16 protein-coding genes are annotated in these 17,012 nt (G+C 43.8%); 12 read left to right on the top strand and 4 right to left on the bottom strand.

Annotated features, from left to right (window positions below):
- Nucleotides 1–206: 206 nt before the first annotated feature.
- The 3 genes from AC6F33_RS12605 to AC6F33_RS12595 all read left to right on the top strand — a co-directional run bounded on the left by AC6F33_RS12605 (nucleotide 207) and on the right by AC6F33_RS12595 (nucleotide 2,964).
- Nucleotides 207–1,112, top strand: coding sequence for a metal ABC transporter solute-binding protein (locus AC6F33_RS12605; protein ID WP_500777187.1), 906 nt, complete (start codon nucleotides 207–209; stop codon nucleotides 1,110–1,112).
- Between the two features lie 204 nt (nucleotides 1,113–1,316).
- Complete coding sequence (locus AC6F33_RS12600; RefSeq protein ID WP_500777186.1) at nucleotides 1,317–2,087, top strand: metal ABC transporter ATP-binding protein; 771 nt, start codon at nucleotides 1,317–1,319, stop codon at nucleotides 2,085–2,087.
- A gap of 67 nt (nucleotides 2,088–2,154) precedes the next feature.
- Nucleotides 2,155–2,964: a metal ABC transporter permease gene (locus tag AC6F33_RS12595; protein ID WP_255749719.1), complete on the top strand. Its 810-nt coding sequence runs from the start codon at nucleotides 2,155–2,157 to the stop codon at nucleotides 2,962–2,964.
- Nucleotides 2,965–3,012: 48 nt separating this feature from the next.
- On the opposite strand, the gene AC6F33_RS12590 is transcribed toward AC6F33_RS12595, so the two are convergent.
- Nucleotides 3,013–3,879 (bottom strand): CvfB family protein, encoded by an 867-nt coding sequence (locus tag AC6F33_RS12590; protein ID WP_255749720.1) that lies wholly within the window; start codon nucleotides 3,877–3,879, stop codon nucleotides 3,013–3,015.
- Nucleotides 3,880–4,557: 678 nt separating this feature from the next.
- Here AC6F33_RS12590 and AC6F33_RS12585 point away from each other — a divergent pair.
- Together AC6F33_RS12585 and AC6F33_RS12580 are read left to right on the top strand one after the other, a co-directional pair.
- Nucleotides 4,558–5,283, top strand: coding sequence for a Crp/Fnr family transcriptional regulator (locus AC6F33_RS12585; protein ID WP_500777185.1), 726 nt, complete (start codon nucleotides 4,558–4,560; stop codon nucleotides 5,281–5,283).
- Nucleotides 5,284–5,359: 76 nt separating this feature from the next.
- Entirely contained in the window at nucleotides 5,360–6,298 is a 939-nt protein-coding gene (locus AC6F33_RS12580) for a thermonuclease family protein (RefSeq protein WP_255749669.1), read from the top strand.
- A gap of 69 nt (nucleotides 6,299–6,367) precedes the next feature.
- Here the strand turns inward: AC6F33_RS12580 and yvfG are convergent, their stop codons facing one another.
- On the bottom strand, nucleotides 6,368–6,613 hold the full coding sequence (gene yvfG / locus AC6F33_RS12575) for a protein YvfG (RefSeq protein WP_255749670.1): 246 nt from the start codon (nucleotides 6,611–6,613) through the stop codon (nucleotides 6,368–6,370).
- Between the two features lie 38 nt (nucleotides 6,614–6,651).
- Entirely contained in the window at nucleotides 6,652–7,320 is a 669-nt protein-coding gene (locus AC6F33_RS12570) for a B3/B4 domain-containing protein (RefSeq protein ID WP_500777184.1), read from the bottom strand.
- Between the two features lie 203 nt (nucleotides 7,321–7,523).
- On the opposite strand from AC6F33_RS12570, the gene AC6F33_RS12565 reads away from it, so the two are divergent.
- The 7 genes from AC6F33_RS12565 (at nucleotide 7,524) to lepB (AC6F33_RS12535) (ending at nucleotide 14,640) form a co-directional block, all read left to right on the top strand.
- Nucleotides 7,524–8,996: an ATP-binding cassette domain-containing protein gene (locus AC6F33_RS12565; protein WP_255749672.1), complete on the top strand. Its 1,473-nt coding sequence runs from the start codon at nucleotides 7,524–7,526 to the stop codon at nucleotides 8,994–8,996.
- A gap of 29 nt (nucleotides 8,997–9,025) precedes the next feature.
- Nucleotides 9,026–9,562, top strand: a complete 537-nt coding sequence (locus tag AC6F33_RS12560; protein WP_255749673.1) for a methylated-DNA--[protein]-cysteine S-methyltransferase — start codon at nucleotides 9,026–9,028, stop codon at nucleotides 9,560–9,562.
- A gap of 75 nt (nucleotides 9,563–9,637) precedes the next feature.
- Complete coding sequence (locus AC6F33_RS12555) at nucleotides 9,638–10,534, top strand: amidase domain-containing protein (RefSeq protein WP_255749674.1); 897 nt, start codon at nucleotides 9,638–9,640, stop codon at nucleotides 10,532–10,534.
- Between the two features lie 140 nt (nucleotides 10,535–10,674).
- Nucleotides 10,675–11,148, top strand: a complete 474-nt coding sequence (locus tag AC6F33_RS12550; protein WP_255749675.1) for a tRNA (cytidine(34)-2'-O)-methyltransferase — start codon at nucleotides 10,675–10,677, stop codon at nucleotides 11,146–11,148.
- A 198-nt stretch (nucleotides 11,149–11,346) separates the two neighbouring features.
- Nucleotides 11,347–13,242, top strand: a complete 1,896-nt coding sequence (locus AC6F33_RS12545; protein WP_255749676.1) for a PrkA family serine protein kinase — start codon at nucleotides 11,347–11,349, stop codon at nucleotides 13,240–13,242.
- A gap of 66 nt (nucleotides 13,243–13,308) precedes the next feature.
- On the top strand, nucleotides 13,309–13,878 hold the full coding sequence (gene lepB, locus AC6F33_RS12540; RefSeq protein WP_480948494.1) for a signal peptidase I: 570 nt from the start codon (nucleotides 13,309–13,311) through the stop codon (nucleotides 13,876–13,878).
- A 198-nt stretch (nucleotides 13,879–14,076) separates the two neighbouring features.
- The gene (lepB, locus tag AC6F33_RS12535; protein WP_500777183.1) at nucleotides 14,077–14,640 is read left to right on the top strand and encodes a signal peptidase I; all 564 of its coding nucleotides are present in this window, start codon (nucleotides 14,077–14,079) and stop codon (nucleotides 14,638–14,640) included.
- A 128-nt stretch (nucleotides 14,641–14,768) separates the two neighbouring features.
- On the opposite strand, the gene AC6F33_RS12530 is transcribed toward lepB (AC6F33_RS12535), so the two are convergent.
- Nucleotides 14,769–16,970 carry a glycosyltransferase-like membrane protein gene (locus AC6F33_RS12530; protein WP_255749678.1) on the bottom strand — a complete coding sequence of 734 codons (2,202 nt, stop codon included), beginning with the start codon at nucleotides 16,968–16,970 and terminating at the stop codon, nucleotides 14,769–14,771.
- Between the last annotated feature and the right edge of the window lie 42 nt (nucleotides 16,971–17,012).

The raw sequence follows: 17,012 nt of genomic DNA, 5'->3' as shown, positions 1-17,012 counted from the left end.
CATTGGCCAATCAACCTTTATCTCGACTCATTCAGGTGTGCGCTTGCCGATTAGATGAGTGTGGTCGGATACCTTCACGGGATCAATTGGAGATTAATCAGATTGGTACTTGACAGATTAAAACGTAATCATTACTATTTATATTTGTGGGTAAAACGTAATAATTACGTTTTATTGATACATAGCACAGAAGGGAATTAAAAAAGATGAACCACTTAAAAAAAATGAATTTCTTATTCCTCACCTTAGTTTTGTTAGTTGGTATTTTAGCAGGTTGCGGCAATAATTCGGCTTCAGGAGGACGTTCATCTTCCGATAAAATCAGCATTGTCGCTGCCGAAGATTTTTATGGGGAAGTCGCTAAAGCGGTTGGCGGCATCCATGTGGATGTGACCTCAATTATTAATAAACCAAGCATGGATCCGCATGACTATGAACCGACAACGGGAACCGCTAGAGCGGTCAGCCAAGCGAAGCTCGTAGTCTACAATGGGATCGGTTATGACGGTTGGATGAGCAACTTAGCAAAGAATTCAAAGGATCAAACGATTGTCCGCGTTGGTGAAGATGTTATGAACAAAAAGGATGGGGACAATGAGCATCTTTGGTATCAGCCGGAAACGATGCCAATGCTCGCTGATTATCTTGCTGGCAAACTAGCGAAAATAGATCCGAAGCATGCTGATGAATACAAGGAAAATGCGAAGACCTATATTGCAAGTATTAAGCCGGTTAAGGATGAAATTGCAAAACTCAGTAAAAATGCGAATCAAGGACTTGTCGATGTATCCGAACCTGTTTTTGACTATACGTTGGATGCACTCGGCTATAAAGTAGCTAATAATCATTTTGAAATTGCAGTCGAGCAGGAAACAGATCCATCGCCTAAGGACATTGCAGCCATGCAAAAGGATATTAAAGAAAAACGTATTGCCTTCTTTGTCAGCAATATACAGGAAATCAGCCCGACCGTGAAGAAAATGATGAAACTTGCAGACGAAAACAAGGTACCGGTCATCAAAGTGACTGAAACCCTGCCTGCAGGAAAAGATTATAAAAACTGGATGCTTGATCAACTGAAACAAATTGAAGAAGCGCAAAGCGCCAATTAATCAAATTACGGGATGAATTGGAGAGAAGCAGGCAATCAGTTTCTCTCCTTTTTATTTCAAACCTTGGCGGCAGCCAATGTCTTGACAAAACAAATCGAAATCATTACTATTTATCAGTGCGACATTTCTCTTAATCTGGAAAGTTACTACATTATTTGTTATCTATGAAAACATGAAAAAATTTATATAGGGGAGGGTTTTTCAATGCTTCGTCGCGTTCAGATCAATGATCTTCAAGTCAGTTTTAATGGAGAAGAAATCTTGAAGGATCTTTCGCTAGATGTTTCGCCAGGTCAAATGTATGCCATTATCGGACCAAACGGAGCGGGAAAATCAACCCTGTTAAAATCGATTCTTGGCTTGATTCATCCTCAACACGGCGAAATTGTGCTGAGCTGTGATCAGAAAAAACCGGTGATCGGTTATGTACCGCAATCACGGGTGATTGATGATGACATGCCGATTTGTGCCAGGGATTTTATTTCACTCGGACAAGTGAGTTCATTTTTTCCATGGCCGTCAAGGCGTGAAAAAAGAATCCTACATGAAATGATGATTTTTACCGACACGGATCGCTTAGCAAAAAAGCCAGTAGGCAAATTATCCGGAGGAGAGCGTCAGAGGGTTTTTCTGGCCCAGGCACTTGTGCGGCACCCGGATTTGCTCCTACTTGATGAATCAACAGCGAATCTCGATCCTGATGCTCAGACACGCATGATGGAACTTGTGAAGAAGGCCGTTCATGAATGGGGCGTAACTGTTCTTTTTATTTGTCATGACTTTCAAATGGTCAGAGCGTATGCGGATCATATCCTGCTCATGACTCGAGGGTACTATAAAACAGGGGATGTGCAGAGCATTCTTGATGATCAAGCGATGTTAAAAAATATTTTTCAATCGTCTTTCGATGAAGGCGTTACTCATCATGAGGGGTCCGCCTCCTCAGGACTGTCGGTTTCAGCTTCCTCTAGGTAACACCGGATGAGACTGACGATATATAGGAGAAGCAGTTCTTCGTAATGGTTAATATGGAGGGAAAAGGATGTTTCAGTACGACTTTATGCAGCACGCATTTATCGCGGGGACGCTCATTGCAATCATGTGCGGTGTGATCGGTGTTTTCATTATTGCACGTTCGCTCTCATTTGTTGCACACACCATTTCTCACATCGGCTTTGCCGGCGCTGCATTTGCGGCTTATGCCGGTATTGACCCGCTAGTGGGTTTGCTTGCTTTTACATTAGCCGGATCTGTTGGTGTCGGACAGATGGGGGTACGAATGTTTCGACGAGATGCATCGATCAGTGTCATTCTCAGCTTGGCACTTGGCCTGGGTATTTTATTTTTGTCGCTGGGGAACATTCAAGGAAATTATTCGCGCACCTTGCTGTTTGGAAGTGTTGTGGGCATTGATTTGCAGGACATTTGGCAGATTGTTGCCATTACCTTGTTTGTACTGATTGCTCTATGCGCAGGTTACCGCTGGCTCAAGTTCGATTCTTTTGATCAGGTCGGAGCTCAAGCTGCCGGATTGCCGATCCGCTGGATTTCGATTGGCTTTCTACTGCTTATGGCTGTAGCAACCAGTGTGACGATTCAAATCGTCGGCGCACTACTCGTCTTTTCGTTAATGACCGTGCCTGCTGCAGCCGCCAGACTTTATACTCAGTCCATATTTGGAATGATCCTTCTTTCTTCACTGATTGCTGTACTGAGCGTTTGGTTCGGTCTTGTTTCCGGTTATTATACCAATGCACCGGTCAGCTTCTTTATCGTCGCATTTGATGCGGTCAGTTATTTTCTTGGCATCATCTATCATCGGCTCATGGAACGTCGGCGTGCTGTGGCGTGACATGCAAAAAGGCCCGGTCAGGACAGATGTCCTGATCAGGCCTTTTTTTTATTCCTCTTGTTTTAAATAACTCCAGCCGTCTTTTTGGAACAGCTTGCCTTCTTTCATCAGCTGGCCAAGGGCTTTCTTGAAATCGCCTTTGCTGATACCGAATCTCTTTTTGATGTCTTCAGGAAGACTTTTATCCCAATAAGGCATGGCCCCATCGCGACTGTTCATATAAGCGATGATTTTCTCGGAGTTTCCTTCAATCATTTCGTAACTGCGCGGCTTCATGGAAAGGTTCAGGCTGCCGTTTTCCTTCACATCGATGACTCGGCAATCGAATGCTTGTCCCAATCTGATGGTTCCATTGACCTCTGCGTTATGAATGAATCCGATATATCCTTCATCGGTCAGTACATGGGCTCCGTCCAGAACAAGGCGGTAAATGGTGGCATGTACATTTTTATTCTGCAGTTTCTCGGGCGCCGGAATGGAAATTCTCCGGATCTCCGTTTCATCCGCTAATCTTGCGAAAAGGCGCTGTTTCTTATCCAGTTTCAAGCTGCAGTACACACGATCGCCGGGCTGCGGCCAGCTTTCCCATTCATACGTCATATCGTCCTTGGAAAGCAAAAGATCCTTGTTAATGCCAATGTCGAGAAAAGTGCCGTACTTTTTATGCAGAGAAACGGCGGTTGCCCAATCAAAGGCATCAAAACGAACCGTGGGAAGCGTCATCGTTGCTGCGATTCGTCCTTGATGATCCTGATAGAGAAATACGGAGATTTTTTCATGCTCGCCTAATGAGCGGGTCACGTCATTCTCATGGAGAAGGACTTCTTGATCTCCGCCGTCACTGAGAAAATAGCCAAAAGGTGCTTTATGTGAAACCTCTAGGGTTGTAATCATGCCGGCTGTTAATTCTGCCAAATTTGTTCCCTCTTTCTCACGTTGATCATAATCATAATCGACCCATTTTCTTTCATTATAACATGGTAATAGCCTTTCTTATTCAGATCCCATTCAAATAGTCGAAGAATGTCATGGATTAATACTTGATTAATCTGGTCAATAAGAAAAACCGGGCAAGCCCGGTCCTTACCTCTGCAGGACGTGATGGCTTTCGCGTTGCATACAGGACGTATGCATATTTAGCGAAAGTTCCTTTACTCCTTTACATACGAAAGTTCCTTTACTCCAAATGCAGCCTTGATCCATTAATCCTATAACTTGAGTGACACTTCAGCCGCTCGCTTGCCGCGGGCGCACCGCGAGCCTCCTCATACATAAATCCTATCTGCGGGGTCTCATTACTGGCACGCGATCAACAGAGCCGCACCCTCAGGAGTCTCGCGTTTTCGTGTCTAGTTTCCTACTTTGTTATTAATCCGAAAATTTTATGCTTTCTTTCTTTGTAAAAAAAATAGAAAGCGCATACTTCTTAAAAGCTGTATGATTTCCGTCACACTTTTCACGCTAAATTAAGAAAATCTCTTGTATAATGAAAGAAGAAAAGGCAGGAATTCTCGGAAAAAGCAATTTTGGTTTTTCTTGTTTCTAAGATAATTATTGATTATAGATGTTTGATAGTAAAAATAAGGGCGTGATATGATGGAAGAGCTCGCTTGTTTGAATCAGAATGGTCTGAACAATACATGCATGTTCTCGAAGCAAAGCATGCAGTCGCTGAAGTCAGTGATGACCGTGTCGACATTTAAAAAAGGCACGAATGTCTTCTGGGAGGGAGACCCTGCCGACAAACTCTATTATGTGCTTGAAGGACGCGTTAAATTATTTAAATCCGCGTACGATGGAAAAGATTTGGTGCTCCACTACTTTATGGAAGGCGATCTGTTTGGTGAGATCGGTTGCTTCGGTAGTGCCGAAAATTTGTTCACAGCTGCGGCGGTTACTGAATGCAAGATTGGAATCATTTCTGAGAAAGAGTTAGAGCCGCTGCTGCTCTCGAATGCAGGGATGTCGTTTGAATTTATGAAATGGATCGGTATGCTGGGCCAATTTACTCAAATTAAAATGCGCGACTTGATCTTCTATGGGAAGAACGGCGCACTTGCCTCTACCTTGCTGAGAATGATCCATGGCTACAGCCGTTCGGATGAAGACGGTATTCATTACACCATCAGTTTGACGAACACCGATTTGGCTCAGCTCATTGGCTCGACACGTGAGACTGTGAACCGGATGCTCCAAGCTTGGAAGAATGATGGAGCTATTGATTATTATCATGGATCTATTGTCATCAAAAACTTGGATTATATTAAGGCGATCTGTCATTGTGAAGATCGCTGCCCATTGAATATTTGCCGCTTGTGAGGCGGCAATCGTCCATTGAGCGGCCTCTTTTTACAGCGGCCGCTCAATTTATGCCCAAAAAGAATAGGTGAATGCAATGAAAAGAAATAGTTTAAGTTGGCGCGGAGTAAGCTATGTGCTCATGATGATGCTCCTGTCGCTGTTCCTTCTTTCCGGATGTGCGGAACTCAGCAACGGTGAAACGTCGAACAATGCAGGCTCAACAAGTACGGCTGCTGTATCAAGTTCGGATTCGGCGTATTCATCAAGTGAAACTGCCGCATCAGTCAACGATTCATCAGATATAGCAGTAAGTAACAGCGAAAAGCCTGAGCACGGTGTCACCGTAAAACTAACTAAAGTTGTCGATGGCGATACGTTTCAAGTGCTTTATCAAAAGAAAATAACCACAGTCAGGGTCCTGTTGATTGACACACCGGAAACCCATCATCCCAAGTTAGGGGTTCAGCCCTACGGACCGGAGGCAAGCGCACAGGCACATCGGCTGCTTGATGGGAAAACCGTGACGCTTGAACTTGCCAAGGATGGCGGTCGTGATAAGTACGGACGGCTGCTTGCTTATGTCTTTGTTGATGGTAAGTCGTTTGAAGAACTTCAGCTGGCCAGCGGACTGGCACGGGTCGCCTATGTCTATCCGCCAAACACCAAATATATTGACCAGTATCGATCGGTAGAGAATCAGGCACGAGCGAAGAACATCGGTATTTGGTCGGTAAACGGATATGCCGAAGCGAATGGCTTTCATCCGGAAGTTATGAAGGGAACGGCGGCATACGACGAAATACATAAGAATAGCAATCAATCGTCAAGCACAGCAGTGGCCGAAAATTCGGTAGAAGGTCAGAGTACGCCAAATCAAGCAGGCGATTGCGGCGGCTTGATTAAGGGCAATATCTCGTCTCGAGGGAAAATATATCACATGCCATCCGACCGATACTATAAGGTGACGAAGGCAGAGATTTGTTTTAAGAATCGAAATGACGCTGTGAAGGCAGGCTTTCGAGCAGCTAAATAAATAGTTGAAAAAAGATCGTCAAGCAATTTCCGATGCTTGGCGATCTTTTTTGCACAAATTGAGAAAAATTTACTGCTGCTGCATTTGCTGCTGCGCTGAGACTTCTTCTTTTACTTCCTTATAAGCCGCATCTAAATTGCGAATTCGACGCATCAATTCGAAGTTTTTATTAATCCGATCTTGAATGATTGCCGAAACAACGGTGTGATAGTAGCTGTTCATCGTTTGAACAGGTGTCTGTATATCACCATTTTTCTTTAGTTGCAGATGCAGTGCGTCTTTAAAGTAATCAACGCTGAATAAATCTGAATTCATTGTAGTCCCTCCTTGCGGGCAGTCACTAAAACTATATTCTATTGAATCAATTTTAATTCATGGGTACCGCCATGTACCTGCGTAAACATTTCCGCCATTTTTGTGATCAATTGACGCACTTCATCGCTGTCCATTGAGGGGCGCAGATAAACAATTTGCAAGGCTTGTTTTGTCTGTTCGGTCACACAGGTTCGTTTTGAATCGACGATCGGGCTTCCAAATGCCCCGACGATGTCCGCGGATACAATTTTATCTTTCATATGCATGGTCCGGCCGTTTAATCCGTCATAGTGATCTTCATCGGTACCAATCCTTATTTGAATAGGACTGTGAAGCTTTGCCATATCGTATAAGCCCATAGGAATACCGTACTGAACGCTGAAAAAGTTGAGCAGATCAACCGCTGAGTTTACAAAATGCGGTGCACCGTCTTTTTTTATTTTTCGCAGCAGCGCTTCCTGAGATGGTCGGTAACGCGACGGATCTGTACCCGCCTTTTTAAAGATTCCTCTCCATTCCTTGACGCCTGGAATCTCACTCACAGGATGTTCGTTTAAGGATAGTTGAATGTTTTCATAGTACAAGGGCAGACGATCGCCAATCAGCGGCGGCAAGTCGCTAACGACAATCGCCGGATAATAAATAACGCCGATCTTAAAATCGGTCACTGCCTCTTTCAATTGAGAAGAGATCGAAACATCAGACATGACGCGCCTCCTGAGTGACAATTTAATCTTAGTGTAGCATAAAAATCGTGAATTTCGCGTCAAAATGCTGTGTTATAATGGCGTTAATTAAAAATAAAGGGATGGATCCAATGGTAAAAATTAATCGTCACGATTCGGATTGTGACAGTGAAATTTGTCCTCCCAAATAAGTATGATCTGGGAATGACCAAGAGGTGTTCCATATGTTCCAATTTATTCACTACATTTCCCGAAAAACACTTTTCATCAATTTTATGGTTCTTATTCTTCATCGACTCGCTTTTCTTATGATACCGATCTTGACGATGCAAATGATTGACGCATTGGTCGAGAAAAATCTTCATAAGCTGCTTATCTATGTTGCATTATCAATTGTCTTCTATATCCTCACACAGCTATTGAACTATGCGGTTGATTTGGCGGAAGGCTTCGGAACAAGGGAAGCCTTTGTATCGATTTTCTCAACGCTTGATCGCGAAATAAAACAACTTAACCTCAGAGACAATCACGTCTCACAAGGCAGTCTGCAGCAATTTATGGGTCAGAACTATGAACTAGTGAAACGCTTTATTTTTCAAGTTCCACTTTCAATTGTCGTTAATGCACTCTACATTGTGGGGATAATCCTCTGTATGGTGTCACTGTCCTTTCCCGTTACCCTCGTTGTAACTTTAGCCATTCCTACTTTCCTGCTTTTGTCGCTTCGTTTTGCGCATACCATGAAAGAGAATACAGAACGAACGGTTCATGACATGGAGAAGCTTAAAGATTATGAATCTGATCAATACCGTTTAACGAAGGAAGAACGCTTCTTAGAGAACAAACAACTCAAGCCGATATCGGAATGGATCCGTTCGTACAAGATTCATATGAAAAAGAAGATCCAGACAGAGGCTGTCTTTGATAATCTTTTATCCTACGGTATGCTTAATGGAGTGATCCTACTGAGTACTTTATTGAGTGCCTATTTTGTTTATCATGGAAGCATGACAATCGGCGCTTTGTCAGCCATCGAGCTGTATACATCGCGCTTTTGGGACCCGGCAGAATTCTTTGCCACCATTCGCAAGGATTATTTAGCGACTAAGCCTGTGCTGACGAATTTTGCTCGATTTCTTGAGCTTCCAGTCGAGAAACGCTCAGATGTTTCCATCGATTCGGTTCAATTACGCAGTTATATTGGATTAAACGAGTATGGAGAAGCATTACATGCTCCTATTAATCAGATTTTTGTACCCGGCTCGCTTTATCTCATTCGCGGAGCAAACGGATGCGGGAAGACGACGATGATCGAATCGATCTTAGGCCTGAGCAGCCGTTATCATGGAGAGATTCAAATCAATGGGAAATCACGAAGCAGAGAAACTTCGGACTTTGTTTACGTACCCGCTGAGCCGATCATTAGTGAATACGGCCGCCTTTTGCTCAGTAACGGATCCTATGGCCAAAAGAAGCTTGCACAAATGAGCCATGATTTGAGCACGAATAAAAGTGTCTACCTGTTTGATGAACCGACCAATTTTCTAGATAAGAACAATAAACATATTGTTTGTCGCTTGATTAACGAGCTGGTTGAAAAAGGAAGAATTGTGCTGGTCATCTCACATGATGCTCTTTTTACGGAGCAGCCCAACCGATCACTCGTCGAACTTGTTCCGGCCGTTCAAAACGAGTGACCCAAAAATGAACAAAAGGAGATTCATACATGAATCAAAACGATTATCTCGCCGTTCATGAAATGGAAACGGCGATCGGAGCGCTGACATTATCTGTCTATGAAGATCAACTATGCCGCATTGATTTTGGATCGTTTGAAGAAAATGAATCCCGGCTAAGACAATGGGCAGAAAAGCATGAACTTCCATCAGTTCTCATAAAGGATCAAGAACAATGCGCGGAGGCAGCTCGGCAACTGGATGACTATTTTAATGGGAAAAGAAAAGTATTCACGTTAAAGCTGCTCATGAAAGGAACAGAATTTCAATGCAAGGTATGGAAAGCATTGTCGGAAATTCCTTTTGGAGAGACCCGGTCATATAAGGATATTGCGTGTGCTGTGCAAAATCCAAAAGGGGTGCGCGCAATTGGAATGGCGAATAATCGCAATCCGATTCCCATTGTTGTCCCATGTCACCGTGTGATTGGAGCAAACGGTTCGCTTGTCGGCTATGGCGGCGGAATCGAGGTAAAGCAGTTCTTATTAAATTTAGAAAGACCAGGGGTTGCAGTATCGGCTAAATGAAGCAGGCACGGCATGATTTCGTTACATTACGCATAAATAAATGATAACGAAATCATGTTGAAACGGGGAATTAGCGTGGACTGGAAAAATGCATTTCAGAACCATTTGACCATGCTTGGCGACTATTGGGTAGGCAATGCTGATCCACACAAGATGGCATTAGCGCCTGAAGAATTAAAGCGTCTGATGAATAAAACGAAAGCACTCAATGACCAGCAGGCTGAGATCGAGCATGCGGTTGTTCAAGCGCAAAATGTGCAAACGAAGGACAAGCGTGAGGATTTGGTTATTGACTATTCTTTGCATACTCAGTGGCTGATTAAAAAGCAGAATGATTTCTTTCTTGAAGAACGTTTGGAAGATCGGCAAGCTGTTGTTCGGAGCAGCCGTCTTGTCTCCGACACATTAGCACCTCTGGCAGCAGGAGAGGAGCAGCCGTTGCCGCGCGAATCGGGTGATTTGGCTCCTGCCGATGTCCGTTCGCGGAGCTATGATCGGCTGGCTGCTGTCCGCTATGCCGATTTATGGTGGAATCGCCGAAATCCACACTATCCGATAGTCAGCGATGATTGTACCAATTTTATTTCACAATGCCTACATGAAGGTGGCATCCGAATGTGGGGCAATCCGATCCGAAACAGGGGATGGTGGCAGGTACAGACGAACTGGAGTTTCAGCTGGACAGTGGCTAACAGTTTGTGTATGTATTTAAGCAAGCCGGACGGCGTGATTGGCGCAATTGAACGCGCTCAGGCAAGCGAATTGGTACCTGGCGATGTCATTTGTTATGATTTCGAAGGTGACGGTCGTTGGAACCATAACACGATGGTTACGGCAATGGATGCGTCCGGAGAACCACTGGTGAATGCGCATACTTATGATGCATATCACAGGCCTTGGCCATATACAGATTCACCTGCATATACTGCTAATATCCGTTATAAATTTTTCCATATTAAAGATCACGTGTAAATTCATGGTTCAAGATGTGCTATAATAAACCCTATTATAAGAGGTTATGAGGGTCGGTGCTCCCGGCCTTTTTTCAATGCAAAAATTTGATCTCACAAAGCGGCTGAGAAGTCGTCTGAACACGTATAGGAGTGTCTGAAATGGGTAATCATGTCGTTCTTTATCAACCGTTGATTCCGCCGAATACAGGAAATATCGCACGAACCTGTGCCGGAACACATAGCGGTCTCCATTTGATTCGTCCGCTGGGATTCTCTACGGACGACAAGCATTTGAAACGCGCCGGCCTTGATTATTGGGCATCGGTCGATCTTCATTATTATGATTCACTTGATGATTTCTTTTCTAAGCATCAGCAAGGTGAGTATTATCTTGTTGAAACCGACGGCAGCAGACCTTATGACGCTTTCGATTACAGCGATCCAAGTAAAGACTACTTTTTCTTCTTCGGCCGTGAAACAACCGGACTTCCAAAAGAATTTGTGGCAGCCTATCAAGATCGCTGTGTTCGGTTACCGATGACCGGAGCCATTCGTTCGCTCAATTTATCTAATTCTGCTGCAATTATTGTCTATGAAGCTCTGCGTCAGCAGCGATTTCCCGGATTATCCTGATTTAGAAAAAAAGGTTAATGACTATTTGAATTTTAAAAAATAAAGCTCTAATTTTTTACTTTTCTGTAGGCCTTTCCATACTCTTGTGACACGTTGTTTCTGTATCTGTTCGTAGTTTCCATGAAAGATTACCGACCGACCGCATACACTTAAATACATGGGTGGAAGCATTGGTGAATCTTTTCTAGGGGGGATACAATGAACTTTCTTGATAAACTGAAACAATTCCGCGACTATGAGGGACAGCTGAAGTGGGAAGGCACGTTTGCAGACTACTTGGAACTAGTGAAGAAGAATCCGATGATCGCACAATCCGCGCATTCCAGAGTTTATCAGATGATCATTTCTGCCGGTGTTTCGGAGAAGGATGGACATAAGCACTACCACTTCTTTGACGGACAGATATACGGCCTTGATGAAGCAATTGAACGTCTTGTCGAGGAGTACTTTCATCCGGCTGCGCGGCGCTTGGATGTTAAAAAGAGAATTTTGCTTCTGATGGGGCCGGTCAGCGGAGGTAAATCGACCATTGTGACAATGCTTAAGCGGGGACTGGAAAAATATTCATGGACGGATGAAGGAGCACTTTATGCCATTAAGGATTGCCCAATGCATGAGGACCCGCTTCATTTAATTCCGCCTCATCTGCGCGAGGATTTCTTTGAAGAGACGGGTATTCGTGTCGAAGGGAATCTTTCGCCGCTGAACGCTATGCGCCTTGAGAAGGAATACGGCGGTCAAATTGAAGATGTGCCGATTGAGCGAATTTTTCTCTCTGAGGATAAGCGCGTCGGTATCGGCACCTTTAGTCCTTCCGATCCGAAATCTCAAGATATTGCCGATCTGACAGGAAGCATTGATTTTTCAACGATTGCAGAATATGGATCGGAATCCGATCCACGTGCCTACCGCTTTGATGGAGAACTGAATAAAGCCAATCGCGGACTTATGGAATTTCAGGAAATGCTGAAATGCGATGAGAAATTCTTATGGCATTTGCTGTCGCTGACACAGGAAGGCAATTTCAAGGCCGGTCGGTTCGCGTTGATCTCCGCAGATGAACTGATCATTGCGCACACGAACGAGACCGAATACAGGACCTTTATCAGCAACAAGAAAAATGAAGCACTCCACTCACGTATGATTGTGATGCCGGTTCCTTATAATTTAAAGGTCAGTGACGAAGAAAAGATTTATGAAAAACTGATTTCCGAAAGTGATGTTGCGAATGTTCATATTGCGCCGCACGCTTTGCGGACGGCGGCTACATTTTCGATTCTGACTCGGTTGAAGGAATCCAAAAGCCGCGGGATTGATTTGATTAAGAAAATGCGTCTGTATGACGGCGAAATTGTTGAAGGCTATAATGCGGCAGATATTAAAGAACTGCAGCATGAATTTTCCGATGAAGGCATGAGCGGAATTGATCCGCGTTATGTCATTAACCGAATTTCTTCAGCAATTATTAAGAAAGGTGTTCCCTCCATTAACGCATTGGATATTCTTCGTTCGATTAAAGAAGGATTGGATCAGCATGCGTCGATCTCTGACGAGGATCGCGCACATTATACGGAATATATTGCGCTTGCACGGCGTGAATACGATGAATTGGCAAAGAGCGAAGTACAGAAGGCTTTCGTTTATTCATTCGAAGAGTCGGCGAAGACGCTTATGGACAATTATCTGGATAATGTCGAAGCGTACTGCAACAGCAACAAGATTTTTGACCCAATCACTGGTGATGAGGTCGATCCTGATGAGAAGTTGATGCGCTCTATAGAAGAACAAATCGGCATTTCTGAAAATGCGAAGAAGTCCTTCAGAGAAGAAATTCTGATTCGTATTTCCGCCTATGCGCGCAAAGGCAAGCGCTTCAACTATAAGTCACATGAGCGCTTAAAAGAAGCCATTCAGAAAAAACTGTTCGCAGATCTGAAAGATGTAGTAAAAATCACGACGTCAAGCAAGACACCGGATGAAGATCAGCTAAAAAGAGTTAATGAAGTTATTGCCAGACTTGTGGACGAATACGGCTATAATTCAACATCGGCGAACGAATTACTAAGATATGTAGGCAGTCTGCTTAATCGTTGAGAATCGTGATCAATGATTCATGAACTGGGATTGAGCGGCAAATCAAGAAGGGACACTCGCGAGTCAATGAGTAAAACAAAGAGAGAACTGTGGAGTTGGATTCGAGCGATTGCCATTGCGGTTCTAGTCGCATTGCTCGTTCGCCATTTTATTTTCAGCAATTATATTGTGCGGGGCGAATCAATGATGCCGACGTTGCAGGACGGCAACCGGCTGATTGTCAATAAAATCGGTTATTCCATTGGTGCGCCGCATCGCTTCGATATTATTGTTTTTCATGCGACAAGTACTGAAGATTATGTAAAACGAATCATTGGGCTGCCCGGAGATACAATCTCTTACAAGAACGATCAGCTTTATGTAAACGGCAAGGCGGTTGATGAGTCTTACCTTCAGCAATATAAGAGTGATCTCCCACAAGGACAGCAGCTTACAGAGAATTTCAGCCTAAAGTCCAAGACCGGCAAAGTCCATGTGCCGAAAGGAAAGCTTTGGGTCATGGGCGACAATCGCCAAAACAGCGAGGACAGCCGTTATTTCGGTTTTATAAATGAAAACTCTGTGGTTGGCAAAGTTTCTGTTCGTTACTGGCCGTTCGATAAGTGGTCGGTTTTGCAAGAAATTGCGATTCATTGATTCGAACCATAAGTTATCAAGCGCCGATCGGTTTATCGGCGCTTCTTTACTTATCCATTATTGGGACAAGCAGCACGGTTTCTTGTGATCGTTCATCGATTCGTGTACATTAGTTAAGAAAAGGTGTCAGTGCTCGGATAAAAAAGGTATGGTTAAAGGTTTTCTAGAGAATGATGATAGTCGGGAGTCGTTGCAGCTATGCGTCAAAGAAAAAAAAGAAGTGAAACATTTGCCTGGTTCAGGGCGATCGCGCTTTCTGTGCTGATCGTCATTATTGTACGGACATTTATATTGGGTAATTATATTGTGGACGGTCCGTCAATGGAGACGACTTTATATAATGGAGACCGATTAATTGTCAATAAAGTGAATTACCGAATAGCGCAGCCTAAACGGTTTGATGTGGTGATTTTTCATGCAACAAAGACGGATGATTATGTGAAACGTGTCATTGGTCTGCCGGGGGATACGATCCGCTATACGAATGATCAATTATATGTGAACGGCAAACCGGTTGACGAACCGTTTTTGAAGCAGAAGAAAAACAGTATGTTGGCCGGACAATTGACTTGGAATTTTTCTTTGAAAGAACTGACCGGCAAGGAACGAGTTCCTAAGGGAATGCTTTGGGTGATGGGTGACAATCGCCAAAACAGTACAGACAGTCGCGTGTTCCATTTTGTCAGTGAGAAAAAGGTCGTCGGCAAAGTGGATCTGCGTTATTGGCCGCTCAACCATTTTGGCGTCATTCATCGCAACTAGCGGCTTTGCTGCTCGAAATAATTTGCAAGATCGATCATGAGTGCGTTTATGAAAAAGCAAGAAACCAGCAGGTGAATGAGGACACTCGTTCCTCACGACCTGCTGGTTTTATTTCTGATCACTACTATTTAAATACCTTGCTTTGTTGCCATTTTCTGCGAACGCGCACTCAATGCAGAGGTTCCGTCCGATTCATTCTGATTCATGGTGAGCGCAATATAGATATACATGAGCAGCATTAAAGCAGGAATGGAGAACAATAATCCGTAGCTGTTGTTGCTCAAGTAAGGACCGTCAGCAACCTGGTATACCGCAAACTTAAGGTCTTTTTCCCCTTTTTTAACGCCATTTTGCATTAAGTATCCGCCTGGATAGGCATCGCGTTGTTCATAACCAAATCCGCTCATTGTCAAAATAAGTGCTGATCCTGGTTTTTTCTTTATTTGTGTAATGTCGATTCGGTTGTGGGTTCCAACCGATGCATGAGTTAGTTGAAACACCTGTTTGCGATCCTTGCCTGACGGTGCAAATGTTTTTGTGAAAAGGATCCGCTTAGAACTTGTATCTGTGACCGAGAGACGATACGCAGCGCTCCCCTTAACATCGCGTATGCCAAAGGAAATACGATTGTATTGGTCGGATGCAAAAAATGTCTGAGCGACAGAGTGATGCGCGTCCACAGCAATTCCCTTTTTGCCGGGTGAATAGCGCTGATCGACAATGTAACTGCGCTGCGGGGACTGAGCCTGAGTATAGGCATAGGAACCTGCAGATGCGCAAAGGTATACCGCTGCGAGAAGGCCTCCGGCAAGCATGATTCTGAACCCTTTTCCAATCCGTTTCTCACGATCAGTTTGACGGGCGCCACTTCTTAGCAAATACATAAGTTCATTAAATCCGTAAACGGCACCGAGGAGAATGTAGGGTGTAAAGAGCAGACTGTAACGCGGCTCTGCTTCCCAGAAAAAAACATAAAAGATAAAATTACCAAACAGGCAGATCTGGATCAATAAATACATGTCGGCTTTTTTTGTGCGAAAATAGCGCAACACCGAAAGAATCAGTAAGAAAATAGTGACAATGTAAAACACTTGAATGATATAAATCGTTACCTGATTTTTATGATTAAACAGATACTGGTACGCTTTTGTAGGATGACTGGAAAGATGTGTGTACCAATAATAACCGTGTGCACCTACTCCCCAAGTCCTTGCGGTTTTGACGGCCCAAAGGTAGATAAGTCCGCCGGTCCCATCTTTTTTTATCCGATCAGCAATCTGCTGACGATCCAGCTGTTTTTTCAGAGCAGGATCAGGCTGCTTCCGCGTGAGCTGATAATCATGCGCGTTATAGCCTCCGTCACGAGATAATCCAAGCATTACCCAGTGGATTGAAGGCATCGACAACGAAGGATCCTGGACATAGCCAAAATGACGTTCAACCCCTTGGAAAGCGAATCCGACTGAGCTGATCAAGATACCGATGACAGCAAGGTTGATCAATGCCTTTTTCCAGTTCAGAACAAGAAACATGTAAATACCTAAAGCAGGGAGAAAAAGAATTAGATTCGGCCGGATTAATTCACCGACTCCTAGTGCAATGCCTAATAAAAGAATATAGTGTATTTTCCATGAACGTGTATAGAGATGCCAAAGATAGAGCAGCAGGACAGGAAATGTGATTGCTGCCGTATCTGTATAGAAATACATTGTATAGAGAAATAACGGCAAACAGGTTAGCGTAATCACGAGAAATAGGCATGCAGTTTGATCATTGAATTTTTTTTGGATCAGTTTCCAAGATAGAAAGATGCCTGCATCCAAAGTCAAGGCACAAAACAAGCGATCGATAAACATGTAACTCGAAAAGTGAACAAAACTGAACATGCTGTACAGAAAGTAACGAAGCAGTGTGAACGGTATGTTGTTTGGATATATTTTAAAATAGATACTGCTTGAGGCATGCCCATGTGCAAGTAAATAGAGTGCTTCAGCATACGTATGTCCACCGTCAATGATCGGAGGAATGATCGTATGGAACGTGACGATCAGCACGCCTTCAAACAGCAGCATGAGAAGAAAAAGGATACCGCTTATTTTCTTCACGGTTCGGTCGGTCAAGCGACCGATCCAGCGGAAAAATGCGATAAAAAATAAAACGACGATGAATGCAAACAGAGCCAGCGACAGTGCCGTTGTCAAAAGCCCTTGATTATGATTGAAAATCAAAGGATAAAAAAAGCTAATCGCGAGCACTGCTAGAAAACAACTGGTAAACGCGATGCTGAACAAATAAATCAGACTTCGTTTTACACGTGAAATAGTCGCCACATCCCATCTCTTTTTGGACCAGGCATCCGCCGCATGTCCAAA

This window comes from Sporolactobacillus sp. BBK16-2, assembly GCF_059878335.1.
This window is presented reverse-complemented; position numbering and strand designations above follow the sequence as displayed.